The sequence below is a fragment of the Mesorhizobium sp. M00.F.Ca.ET.216.01.1.1 genome (assembly GCF_004010325.2).
Classification (GTDB): Bacteria; Pseudomonadota; Alphaproteobacteria; order Rhizobiales; family Rhizobiaceae; genus Mesorhizobium.
This window is the reverse complement of sequence record NZ_SADR02000015.1, coordinates 69,377-80,989: the sequence shown is the minus strand read 5'-3', so window position 1 is coordinate 80,989 and position 11,613 is coordinate 69,377. Positions and strand designations below refer to the sequence as shown.

General features: G+C 63.0%; 13 protein-coding genes. 8 read left to right on the top strand and 5 right to left on the bottom strand.

All coding sequences use genetic code 11. The features are described 5' to 3' along the window. Nucleotides 1–95: 95 nt before the first annotated feature. Nucleotides 96–476 (bottom strand): 4a-hydroxytetrahydrobiopterin dehydratase, encoded by a 381-nt coding sequence (locus EN859_RS19935; protein ID WP_127854625.1) that lies wholly within the window; start codon nucleotides 474–476, stop codon nucleotides 96–98. 159 nt (nucleotides 477–635) lie between these two features. Here EN859_RS19935 and EN859_RS19930 point away from each other — a divergent pair, with 159 nt between their 5' ends. The 7 genes from EN859_RS19930 to fae all read left to right on the top strand — a co-directional run bounded on the left by EN859_RS19930 (nucleotide 636) and on the right by fae (nucleotide 7,147). Further along, a complete protein-coding gene (locus EN859_RS19930) occupies nucleotides 636–1,604 on the top strand; it encodes a beta-ribofuranosylaminobenzene 5'-phosphate synthase family protein (protein WP_127854626.1) in 969 nt (322 codons plus the stop codon). 47 nt (nucleotides 1,605–1,651) lie between these two features. Further along, nucleotides 1,652–2,545, top strand: a complete 894-nt coding sequence (locus tag EN859_RS19925; RefSeq protein WP_127854627.1) for an NAD(P)-dependent methylenetetrahydromethanopterin dehydrogenase — start codon at nucleotides 1,652–1,654, stop codon at nucleotides 2,543–2,545. Beyond that, nucleotides 2,523–3,653 (top strand): ATP-grasp domain-containing protein, encoded by a 1,131-nt coding sequence (locus tag EN859_RS19920; RefSeq protein ID WP_245525635.1) that lies wholly within the window; start codon nucleotides 2,523–2,525, stop codon nucleotides 3,651–3,653. Before EN859_RS19925 ends, EN859_RS19920 begins: the two co-directional genes overlap by 23 nt. Further along, nucleotides 3,650–4,606 (top strand): methenyltetrahydromethanopterin cyclohydrolase, encoded by a 957-nt coding sequence (mch, locus tag EN859_RS19915; protein ID WP_127854628.1) that lies wholly within the window; start codon nucleotides 3,650–3,652, stop codon nucleotides 4,604–4,606. The genes EN859_RS19920 and mch overlap by 4 nt, the downstream gene beginning before the upstream one ends. A 53-nt stretch (nucleotides 4,607–4,659) precedes the next feature. Next, entirely contained in the window at nucleotides 4,660–5,619 is a 960-nt protein-coding gene (locus EN859_RS19910) for a RimK family alpha-L-glutamate ligase (RefSeq protein ID WP_127854629.1), read from the top strand. Nucleotides 5,620–5,630: 11 nt separating this feature from the next. Then, entirely contained in the window at nucleotides 5,631–6,473 is an 843-nt protein-coding gene (locus EN859_RS19905) for a triphosphoribosyl-dephospho-CoA synthase (protein WP_127854630.1), read from the top strand. 167 nt (nucleotides 6,474–6,640) lie between these two features. After that, the gene (gene fae / locus EN859_RS19900) at nucleotides 6,641–7,147 is read left to right on the top strand and encodes a formaldehyde-activating enzyme (RefSeq protein WP_127854631.1); all 507 of its coding nucleotides are present in this window, start codon (nucleotides 6,641–6,643) and stop codon (nucleotides 7,145–7,147) included. 138 nt (nucleotides 7,148–7,285) lie between these two features. Here the strand turns inward: fae and EN859_RS19895 are convergent, their stop codons facing one another. After that, nucleotides 7,286–7,984: a HisA/HisF-related TIM barrel protein gene (locus EN859_RS19895; RefSeq protein WP_245525634.1), complete on the bottom strand. Its 699-nt coding sequence runs from the start codon at nucleotides 7,982–7,984 to the stop codon at nucleotides 7,286–7,288. Nucleotides 7,985–8,029: 45 nt separating this feature from the next. Between EN859_RS19895 and EN859_RS19890 the strand changes: the two genes are divergently transcribed. Beyond that, on the top strand, nucleotides 8,030–9,067 hold the full coding sequence (locus EN859_RS19890; protein ID WP_127854633.1) for a hydantoinase/oxoprolinase family protein: 1,038 nt from the start codon (nucleotides 8,030–8,032) through the stop codon (nucleotides 9,065–9,067). Between the two features lie 10 nt (nucleotides 9,068–9,077). Here the strand turns inward: EN859_RS19890 and EN859_RS19885 are convergent, their stop codons facing one another. From EN859_RS19885 to EN859_RS19875, 3 genes are read right to left on the bottom strand one after another with little or no spacing between them, the layout of a single operon-like run. After that, on the bottom strand, nucleotides 9,078–9,668 hold the full coding sequence (locus tag EN859_RS19885; protein ID WP_127854634.1) for a DUF447 domain-containing protein: 591 nt from the start codon (nucleotides 9,666–9,668) through the stop codon (nucleotides 9,078–9,080). Between the two features lie 3 nt (nucleotides 9,669–9,671). After that, entirely contained in the window at nucleotides 9,672–11,066 is a 1,395-nt protein-coding gene (locus EN859_RS19880; RefSeq protein WP_127854635.1) for a DUF6513 domain-containing protein, read from the bottom strand. Further along, on the bottom strand, nucleotides 11,059–11,610 hold the full coding sequence (locus EN859_RS19875) for a flavoprotein (RefSeq protein ID WP_127854636.1): 552 nt from the start codon (nucleotides 11,608–11,610) through the stop codon (nucleotides 11,059–11,061). The genes EN859_RS19880 and EN859_RS19875 overlap by 8 nt, the downstream gene beginning before the upstream one ends. Nucleotides 11,611–11,613: the final 3 nt, after the last annotated feature.

Genomic DNA, 11,613 nt, shown 5'->3' with positions numbered 1-11,613 from the left:
AGCCCAATTCTAGACGAAACTGAATTGGCCGTGAACCCCGCCTGCCAACAGATTAGCGAATGTTTTCATACGCTATCAACAAATTCCGACCGCGCTTAATCATATTTGATGTAAGCGAAGCGCTGATCGGTCGGCGGCGTGCCTTCCAGCGCGCCGCCTTCCTTGGCCGGCTGCCACTGGACAACATCCTCGATCTTTTTCGCCAGCTCGAAATCCTTGTCTGTGATGCCCTTGGCTGCGTGGTTCATCAGGCGCACCTCGACCCAGGCGTAAGAGGCGGTGATGTCTGGATGGTGCCACGCCGCCTCGGCGAGATGGCCAACCGCATTGATGACCATCAGTGTCGATTTCCAGCTGTGGGTCTTGTACTTGCGCCGGATCCAGCCGTTCTCGTAGCGCCATTTCGGCAGTTCCTTCTCGAGCCGATCAGCAATCTCGGCTTCCGAATAGACCTTCTCTCTAGCTGTCTCGCTCATCTCGACCTCCGCGAATTGCTCTGTCTGTCTCCGCGCCGGGGCCAAAGCAGATAAAACGAATGCATTCTCTCCGGCTTGCCCCATCGACGAAAACAGCTATCATAGCGATGGGCACCTAAACTTCCATGATGCATCCATGATGCACCCATCGGGGGGCAGATGTCGAATTCTGTTACCATACGAGTGCCCGCCCGCCTGCATCTTGGCTTCCTCGATCTCAATGGCGATACCGGACGTCGCTTTGGCAGCGTCGGGCTTCCGTTGAGCGAACCCGAAACCGTCGTCACCCTGTCGCGGTCCGGCAAAACCATCATCGAAGGCTCGGAGAGCAGTCGCGCCGGTGAACATTTGTCGACGCTTTGCAGGCATCTCGGCATTCGCGGTCAGCACCATCTGGTGGTCGAACAGTCGATCCCGAGCCATGCCGGCCTGGGGTCCGGCACGCAGATCGCCCTTGCCGTCGCCTCGGCGCTGCGCACGCTCCACAACCTGCCTCTCGACATCGGCCGCGACGCGACCTTGCTCGAGCGCGGCGGCCGATCCGGCATCGGCATCGCCAGTTTCGAACAGGGTGGCGTCATTGTCGACGCCGGCAAGGACGACAGCGGCAGGCCGCCGCCGGTCGTGGCGCGACTGCCGTTTCCGGAAGAGTGGCGCGTCATCCTGATCCTCGACCATGCCGGGCATGGACTGCATGGCGATGCCGAGATCGCGGCGTTTCGTTCGTTGCCGCCATTCCCGGCATCCGGTAGCGGAGAGATCTGCCGGCGGGTGCTGATGGGCATCATGCCGGCTTTGGTCGAGCACGACCTTGCGGCCTTCGGCGCCGCAGTCACCGCGATTCAGATACTGATCGGCACCCATTTCGCCCCCGCGCAGGGCGGCGTCTTTACCTCAAAGCGGGTGGAGAGGGTGGCGCACGGCCTCAATGAAGCAGGCGCCGTCGGCATCGGCCAGAGTTCGTGGGGGCCGACAGGGTTTGCCTTCGCACCGTCGCAAGATGCCGCGGTCAAGTTCGTTGGCGCGCTTCAGCAGACGGTTGAAGACGGTATCGAGATAAAGATCGTCAAAGGCAGGAATTCCGGCGCGAAGATCAGTTCGACCAAACTTGATCTCGTCGGCAGTTAGGACGGCGGATTCGGCAACGCGATCAGGTTCAAGCGGAAAGGCGAGAAATGGCCCGCAAACATATCCTGCACATGCTGACGCCGTTGAAGCATATGAGCCCCTTTGACGTGAACATGGCGCTCGATGCAGGTTTCGACGCCGTCGTTCCCTATGTCGATGTAAGCCTTGGCGAAGTGACGGGCCTGGTGCAGGACGCGATCTTTTCGCGTCCCCCAGATGCGGGCGTCGATACCGCTATCTTCATCGCCGGCAAGGATGCCTCGCTGGCGCTTGACATGTTCGACGCAGCGAAGAAGGCGATGGTGCCGCCTTTCCAGGTTTCGGTATTCGCCGATCCGGCCGGCTCGTTCACCACGGCCGCGGCGATGGTGGCCAAGGTCGAAAAAGCGCTGGAGAAGAAATTCGCGCGCGGGCTGAGGGACACGAGAGTCGCCGTTTTCGGCGCCACCGGCGTCGTCGGCTTCTGTACTGCCGTCATCGCGGCCAGGGAAGGCGCCCGTGTCACGCTTGTCGGTCATGACGGCATCGAAAGGGTCAGGCAGATCGCGGCCGAGATCAAAGGCCGATTCAAGATCGACGTGGATGCGGCTGACGGATCGAACGACGCCCAGAAGACGAAGCTGGTTGCTGCAAGCGAAGTGATCCTGGCTTGCGCCAAGGCCGGCGTCCAGGTGATTTCGAAAGCCCAGTTGAAAGGCGGCGCCATGCTTATTGCCGCCGACGTCAATGCGGTTCCGCCTGCCGGCATCGAAGGAGTGGCGGTCAATGCCAATGGTGATCCGCTCGGAGCGGCAAAGGCTGTCGGCATTGGTCCGCTTGCCATCGGCAATGTTAAATATAAGGTCGAATTCGGCCTCTTCAAAAGAATGATCGAATCCGAAAAAACGATCGCGCTCGATTTCCAGGAAGCGTTTTCCCTTGCACGCGAGATTGCCAAATAGTGCCGGATCTCTGCTGATCGCGGCGATTTCAGGTCGGGCGTTGGCCGCCGCGGCGCGCCGCGCCGGCTATCGTCCGCTGGTGGCGGACTTTTTTTGCGATACCGATACGGTAGCGCTCGCCGAACGTGCCATGACCTTGCCGGGCGACCTGCAGCGCGGCATCGACGGCGAGCGCATCATCGAGACGCTTCGGCAATTGGCGGGAGACGACCAGCCGGTCGCCGCCGTCCTGGGCTCGGGCTTTGAGCGGACGACGGAGACGGTAGACGAGGTTGCGCGCCATTTTCCGCTTGCCGGCAATTGCGGCGCCGCGATCCGCAGGATCAAGGATCCGCAATTGCTGGCCGCCGACTGCGCCGAACTCGGCATCCCGCATCCGGAATTCCGGTGGGAGCGACCGTCCGATCCGGAGAACTGGGTGACCAAGACCGCGGGCGGCGCCGGCGGCGCACATATCAGACGGGCGGCCGGAGAAAACCCAGCCGCCGGCCGCTATTTCCAGCGATTCGTTGCCGGCCGCAGCATCTCAGCCCTGTTCATCGGCGACGGCCAGGCCGCGCGCGTCGTCGGCTTCAGCCGACAATGGGCATCCCCGGCCCCGGCGGCGCCCTATCGCTATGGCGGCGCCGTGCGGCTGAGACGCTTCGATCGCAACCAGGCGGCGATCATCCGCGGCTGGCTTTCGGGTCTGGTGCGCCGCGCCGGCCTGGTTGGATTGTGCAGCGCCGATCTCATACGCGCACCGGATGGCTACAAGCTCATCGAGATCAATCCGAGGCCAGGCGCCACGCTCGACATATTCGACGATGCGGGCGCGCCATTGATCGAAGCGCATCTCTGCGCTGCGACAGGCAAGGCTTACCGCTTGCCGCGCTTTGCCGATTCGATGGCATCGATGGTGACCTACGCGGCCGCGCCGATCGCCCAATTCCCATCGATCGCCTGGCCTGAATGGACCGCGGACCATCAGTCGCTCGGCACCCGCCTGATCGCCGGCGACCCTGTCTGCACCGTCTTCGCGCGCGGCCCGAGCGCCGATTTGACCAGGCGGCTCATCAAGGGACAAGCCAGCCGATTGCAACAGCAATGGGAAGGAGACCGGACATGAAAGATGGTTCGGCATTCCTGAACGACAACGCACAGCGCATCGTCGACGGCATGATCGGCGACGCCGAACGCCTGCGCGTCGCCGTTTCCAGGGGACCGTTGGGCGAATGTCTGATCGATGCCGGCGCCAATGCCGTCGGCGGCGTCGAGGCCGGGCTGCGCATGGCGGAAGCCGCGATGGGCGGTCTCGGCGGCGTTTCGGCGTTCATGGACCGCGGGTCGGAGAAATGGCCGTTCACCATCGAAGTGCGGTCTTCGCAGCCGGTGCTTGCCTGCCTGGCCAGTCAGTATGCGGGCTGGAACCTGTCTGGCCAGGACTATTTCGCCATGGGCTCGGGGCCGGCGCGAGCGCTCGCCCGCGTCGAACCGCTGTTTGAAGCACTTTCCTATCGCGACACCGCATCATCCGCCGTGCTTATCCTGGAGACGGCCCAACCGCCGCCCCGAGCGATCGTGGAGAAAGTGGGCAAGGCAACCGGACTGGCACCCGAAAAGCTCACCTTCCTCTATGCGCCGACACAAAGCCTAGCGGGCGGCGTGCAGATCGTTTCGCGCTCGCTCGAGGTTGCCTTGCACAAGACCAACGATCTCAAATTCCCGCTGGAGAATATTGTCGACGGGGTCGGCGTGGCGCCGATCCCCGCCCCCCATCCGGATTTCCTGACCGCCATGGGCCGAACCAACGACGCCATCATCTATGGAGGCAGCGTCCAGCTCTTCGTGAAAGGATCAGCGAAGGCGGCCAGGAAACTCGCGGAGCAACTGCCGAGCCGCGCCTCGCGGGACTACGGCCAGCCCTTCGCCGAGATCTTCAAGCGGTTCAAGGGCGATTTCTATGCCATTGATCCGCTGCTGTTCAGCCCGGCCGAAGTGATCGTAACGGCGATCGAGACCGGCGACACGTTTCGCGCCGGCGGGCGTGATCTGAAGATGCTCGAGCGGAGCCTCGGTTAGACCATGGTGCGGAATCGCTCGCGGCTTCGACATTCCCATATCCGTGGCGCCACATGATTCCCCGCATCTTGATCGTCAGCGACAATTCGGACTCCCGCTCCAAGGGCCTGGCGGCCAGGCTAAGCCGAAGGGGCGCCGTGGTCGCAACCCTGCCGCTGGCGGCGATCGCATTCGATACCGGCAGCCCGAGCGGGCTTTCGATCCCGGGCTTCGACGGTACGCTGCCGGACGCCGTGCTTGTCCGTTCGATCGCAGCCGGATCGTTCGAAGCGATCACCCGGCGCCTCGGCGTGCTGCATGCGCTCGGCAAGCTTTCCATACCGGTGTGGAATTCCGCGCAGGCGATAGAACGCTGCGTCGACAAGTCGATGACGACGTTCCTTCTGAAGAATGCCGGCCTGCCGACGCCGCCGACATTCGCGATCGAGGGACGTGCCATGGCCGAAGCGATCGCCGAACGCGAACTGCCGTTCACGCCGCTGGTGCTGAAGCCGCTTTTCGGCGCGCAGGGCCGCGGCATCAGGCTGATCGAAGCGCTGTCCGACCTCCCGGCCGAGGATGAGGTCAACGGTGTCTATTATCTCCAGCATTACGTGCCGCGTCCCGGTCCCCCCTACCGCGATTTTCGCGTTTTCGTATGCGCCGGCGAGGTCCTGGCGATGATGAGCCGCCGTGGCGACGACTGGATCACCAACGTCAATCGCGGGGCAGTGCCCGAGCAGGTTTCAGGACATGTTTCGAGGCATGGCGAAACCGAATTGCCGGCGCTGGCAAGAGCCGCTGCCGCCGCCGTCGGCGCGGATTTCGCCGGCGTCGACATCGTGCCGGCGGCCGACGGCAAGCTGTTCGTGCTGGAGGTCAACAGCATGCCCGCCTGGTCGGGGCTTCAATCGGTGGCCGCGGTGAATATCGCCGATGCGATCGCCGACGCTCTGCTGAAATTCCTTGCCGATCGCGCCGAGGCGGCAGCAACAACGCGTCCCTACCGTTTCACCGCCCCGGCAAATTCGTGACGAGCCGGCGGATGGCGCTTTCACGCGATCGGATCCGGACTGCCTACGAGGACGCTTGCCGGATGGAGATCGAGGCGCTGAAACCGGGCAACGTCCACCTGTTCGCCGACGGGCACGGCATGTCGGCCGCCCAGTTCATGATGAGCGCAAAGGCCTCGTCCGGGCCACTGACCGATCCCAGCCTACCGGTCGGACAGCGCATGCTGGAAGCGGTCCGCGCAACACGTCTGGCGGTCGCTACCAATTCCAATCTCGGTATCATCCTTCTGGCCGGGCCCCTGATATGCGCCGCCGAAATGGCAGACGGCAGACTGCACGAAAATCTCGACGCGCTGTTACGCGGGTTGACCCTGGAGGATACCAGGGCGGTGTTCGAGGCGATCGTGACGGCCGCGCCAGGCGGCCTTGGAGAGGCTGCCAACGACGTGCGGCAGGAGCCGAAGGTCCATCTGCTCGAAGCGATGCAGGAAGCGGCCAACCGCGACATGATCGCCCGCCAGTACGTCACCTGTTTCGGCGACGTATTCGGCACCGGGCTTGCGGCGCTGGATGGGGCGTTGGTACGCGGGGAAGCCGGCATGTGGCCGACGGTGTTCGCCTACATGGCATTTCTCGCGGGCTTCCCCGACAGTCATGTGGCGCGCAAGCATGGAGTTGAAGCCGCAAATCGGGCGCGGCAAGAAGCCCTTGCCGTTCATGCGGCGCTCCATGCCAACGGCCAAGAGCCGTCACGCATTCGTCTGCTCAGGGAGTTCGACCGCCGGCTGAAGGCAGACGACATCAATCCCGGTACCTCGGCCGACCTGACCGTGGCTACTCTTTTAGTCCACCTCCTCCGCGTTCACCTTGCATAAACGCAACGTTGGTGGTTGACTTCCGGGAGTGGAAGCCGGGCTTCCGCGGCTATCCAGCCAACCGGTCCGGAAGTCCGGACGCTGCCAACAAGGATAGCTGTCCATCGAGCGCTCGCTCGGTTGCGGCGTCTTTGGACACTTTAACTGTGTCTCGGAGGAAAATTGGCATGGCAAAGATCTCGAAGGTAATGGTCGGTGAATCACTGGTAGGAGACGGCAACGAAGTAGCGCATGTCGACCTGCTCATCGGCCCGCGGGGGAGCGCGGTCGAAACCGCATTTTGTAACGCGCTTACCAACAACAAGGACGGCTTTACCTCCCTTTTGGCGGTGATCGCGCCCAATCTTCAGTGCAAGCCCAACACCATTCTGTTCAACAAGGTCACGATCAAGGGCGCCAAGCAGGCCGTGCAGATGTTCGGTCCGGCCCAGCATGCGGTTGCACTGGCTGTGCAGGAATGCGTCGCCGAGGGGATCATTCCTGCCAATGAGGCGGATGACATATTCATCTGCGTCGGCGTTTTCATCCATTGGGACGCGGCGGACGACGCCAAGATCCAGAAATATAATTACGAAGCGACAAAGGAAGCCATCCAACGGGCCGTCGCCGGAACGCCGACGGCCGCCGAAGCCACGGCCAAGCGGGACCAGGTGAAGCATCCGTTCGCGGCTTAGACAAGAGACAGCCCCGCACAGGCAAAACCCTCGGCGGAGCCGGAGGGTCTGTTGCGCCGCCTGAAAAAGCTTCTGGGCCTTTAAAGCTCCAGTTCCGAAGGGCAGAAATGCCCTTCGGAGGTCGAGATCACCCGAATGTCAGGCGCCAAGCGATGCGAAGTGCCGGGGCGTGAGCGTGCCGTCATGCAGCGAGGTCGCCACCAGCGCTGCGGCGATGCCGAGTGACGAAAGGGCGCGGATGTCGGCCCCGTTGCGCACCCCGCCGGCCGCGATCACGGAGCGGCTTCCAGCTTTCGCCTTGATCTCCGCGAGCCGTGCGAAATCGGGGCCGGAGGCAGAGCCAACCTTGGCCAATGTCATGACTATCACTTTCTGCGGCCAAAGCTGCGGCTCATCCAGAAATGACAGCGGACCGCGAAACCCATCGTCGAAGAAATCGAGCGACAGGATAAGACCGGGATGATCGCGGAAACGCCGGAACAGCGCGTCGTCTTGTTGCGACTCGGAACCCAGCACGGGGTAAAGTCGGCGTTCGGCAAGTGCCGCCGAAAGTGTCTTCTCGTCGGCGATGCCGGCATCGACCCAAAGCTCCGGCGGCTCCGCCATCGCCTGCAGCCGGGCAAGCGCGTCAGTGTTCGGCGTTCCGCCTTCAATGGCATCCAGGTCGGCGATATAGAAGGTCGGAAAAGGATAAAGCCGGCGCAGGCCTTCGGCGACCGCGATGACATCGGAACTTTGGCTGAGCGGCGTAACGATCGGCCTGTAGCGATCACGCTTTCCTCGTTGGGCGCGGACCACCTCGCCGCCTTTCAAGTCGAGAACCGGAATGATACGCAACGCTTTTCTCGCCGACCAACTGTCCCTGTCATGAAAGCTTGAAGTGTGGAAAAAAGAAAGAGCATCATAGCCGGCTTCGACATTGGCGGCGCGCATCTGAAGGTGACGCGCGCCGAAGACGGCCGCATCGTCGAGGCGGCAACGATCGCCACGCCGCTTTGGCAAGGGCTGCACAACCTAACCTCGGCACTCGACAAGGCTGCTCCGATCTATGCTGGCGCCGATCTTAACGCATTCACCATGACCGGCGAACTGTCGGACATCTTTCCGTCGCGCGATACCGGCGTCGCCGCGCTGCTGGATCAGATTTCAACCCGTTTCCCCACCGGCGAAAAGGTGGTCTATGCCGGACCATCCAGCTTTGTCGGGGTCGAACAGGCAGTGTGGCTGAGCACCGATGTGGCCTCCGCCAACTGGCATGCGACCGCGTCCCTGGTAGCGAAGCTCGCTGGCGATGCTTTGTTCGTCGATATGGGCTCCACTACCACCGACATTATCGCCGTCAGGAATGGCGCCGTAGCCAATGACGGCTACACCGACGCCGGACGGCTTCTGACCGGCGAGTTGGTCTACACCGGCTTTACCAGGACGTTCCTGTTCGGCGTCGCCTCGTCGGCGCCCGTCCGTGGCCGGCTGACGCCGCTGATGAACGAATATTTCGCCTCGATCGCCGATGCGCACCGGATCCTGGGCGTGCTCGACGAGGAGGACGACAGGCACCCTTCCGCCGACGGCAAGGAAAAGACCGTCGATGGCTCGATCGCGCGGCTGGCGCGCATGGTCGGGCGCGATGCCACCTACCTCACCCCGCCGGAATGGCGTGAAGTCGCGCGCTGGTTCAGCGAGCAGCAGTTGCGCAAGGTACACGATGCAGCTTCCCTGGTTGCCGGGCCCCTTGCTCGGGATGTACCGATCGTCGGCGCCGGAACCGGCCGCTGGCAGATCAGACGGCTGGCCGAACGCATGGAACGCCGCTTCGTCGATTTCGCCGACATCATCCCCGCAGATGACGCCATTCGCCGCGAAGCGAGCAGCGCTGCACCGGCCTCCGCGGTGGCGCTGTTGGCGGGACGTCAATCATAGGCACTCTGGCTCAGCCCCGTGCCTCCTCGCCGCTGGAATCCTCAAGCGCCAGATGGTCGCCGACACGCTGCATCAGCCAGCCCCAGGCTTCTTTTTCGCCCTCGCCTGCGGTCTTTTCGATGGCAATCGAAAGGTAGGCTATTTCCGCCTCGATCTTGTCGCGCGGCAACATGCCCAGCCGGCTGACCAGGATTGCCAGTTCCAACACCGCCGCCTTGGCGCGGTTGAAGCCAGTGAACGGCGCATGTGTTTCCTCCTGCACCACGCGGCAGAAATGGCGGGGACGCACGCCATTGTCATCGACAGTTTCGACTTCGAGGACCGAATGCGCGAGCGCCGCCTCGAGCCGCGGCACCGGAAACCCGTCCACCGGAACGGTTGGCCAATCCTTGCGGCCGGTCAGGCAGCCGGCAAAGATGCGCACGTCATCGGTGTAATTGGCGATGGCGAACGGCACTTCAGCCAGATTGTCGAGCGTCACCGATGGGCGAAACGGCGCAATGATCCACCCGTCATTCTCGGCGATGATGCCGATCGGCGCGATGTGGACGTTTCCCGTCTTGTTGACCGTCGTGATGATCGATTCGCGAATGTATGACATGGTTTAGCGCTCTTTCTTCGCGCGAAGCGTGTGGCCCGCTTCGGCAAGACGGGTGCGATCGGCTTCGGCAGCCGGCGCAGCAACGCCCCATCCCAGAGGCTCGTCCTGCACATAGCGCTTGCCGAGGCGCCACGCGATCTCGGCCTTCATCAGTTCCGCGCCGAGATAGAATGCGTGCGCACCATCCGCCTCAACGCCGAGCCCGGCAAAGAGTTCGAACGCATCCCTGGCAACCGCATGCCCTTTGCCATTGAAGATATGGATGCCGTCCTCGGCTGCCACGATGCGGAAGTTGGCGTCGCGCACCTCGGCCGCCCATGCCTCGATATCCTCGATCGAGGCTGGGAAAGGCTTGCGGTCATGGATCTGCAGCAGCCCGGCGTGATAGCCGCGCGGCAACGCGCCATCCGTGCGGGCGGCCAGCATGACGCGGCGGGCGATATCGTGTTCCTCGATCGTTCGCACCGTGTGCGGGCTGACATGCACGGCAAGCACGTTTCGGATCTGAAGTTCCGAGCAGAGCCCCGCCAGAATGGCGGTAACGCCGGAACTGTCGGCATCGGTCAATTCGGTGAGGTTGCCGGTGCCCATCAGCAATTCGAGGTCGGGCCAGCGGCGGCGCGCCTCGATGAAGCGCCCGAGCGAGGCGGCAAAACCGAAATGGATCGGGTCGAGCACGGGATCGGCGATGAAGACGACCCCGGCCTTTTGCGCTGCCTCGATGGCCCGACCGAGCGAATCCAGATCGCCGGGGGTGGACGGAATCAGCACCACTGTGGCCTCGTGGTCGAAGGCCAGCGGCAACGTGTTCTCATCAAGGCTGAGAAGATAGTCCGCACCGGCGCGCGCGCCGATCGACAATTCGTCCACGCTGGCCGAATCAACACTGACCAGAAATCCCTGTGCCTTCAGCTCGTGCACGGCCTCCGCAAGCAGTGGAAACAGCGTTTCCGGCAGGCAGCCGAGATCGATGACATCGGCGCCGGCCGCGGTCAGCATCCGCGCCCTCGCCACCAGTGCCTCGATCGACAGCATCGGTGCATCGACGATTTCAGCGAAGATGCGCATGTCGTGACGCGAAAGGTCGGGCGGCTGGCCCGCCCGGCCGAGAAAAGCTGGTAGGTCGGCGATCTCGTCGGGGCCGCGTACAAAGGGCACGCCGAAATGGTTCGACAGCTGCTCGATGTTTCCCCGAAAGCGTCCGGGCAGGATGACGCGGTCGGCGTCGCCTGTCAGAGTGAGCCGCCGCTTAATGATGTCTTCGCTCATCAGCGCCGCGACCTTGACGCCAACGTCAATGATCTCCCACGCAAATCCGGTTTCGCCAAGCCCGGCCAGCAGCCTTTCCAGCCGTGCCCTGGCCAGATGGCCAGTAAGAAAGACCAACCGCTCAGCCATGGCTTGCGCGTTCGGCCTGGCGCCGCCTGACCGAGGCTTCGAGATCGGCGAGCGACTCGACCACCTGGGTTCGCTCGAAGCTCTTCAGCTGGTTGGTATTCTCCAGGTCGATCCTGCGCGGATAGACCTTGACCAGCCCATGTGGCGCCATGGTTTCGAGTTCCGGCGCGGTGTCGCAAGCAAAGACGATGGCCGGCACCCGGCATTTTCCCGCCTGGGCAAAGACATTGGTGGCGAGCGTGTCGGAAATGCCGTGCACGCATTTGGCGACCGTATTGGAACTGGCCGGCGCCACCACGACCGTGTGGTAGACGCCATGATAGAATTCGCCGACCGGAATCGCGCTCGCGGTCTTGTCGTGCAGCACGCGCGTCGTCTCGGGGAAATCAAGTTTGAGCTTGTACATGCGCAGCACTTCGTTGGCGGCTTTCGACACGAAGACATCGCAATGTTCGAGTTGGTGAATGAGTGCGAAGCTCTCCGTAAAAAAATGACCGGAACCGGTCAAAACCCATGCCCAGCGCGGCGTATGTAGCTTCGCCATCGG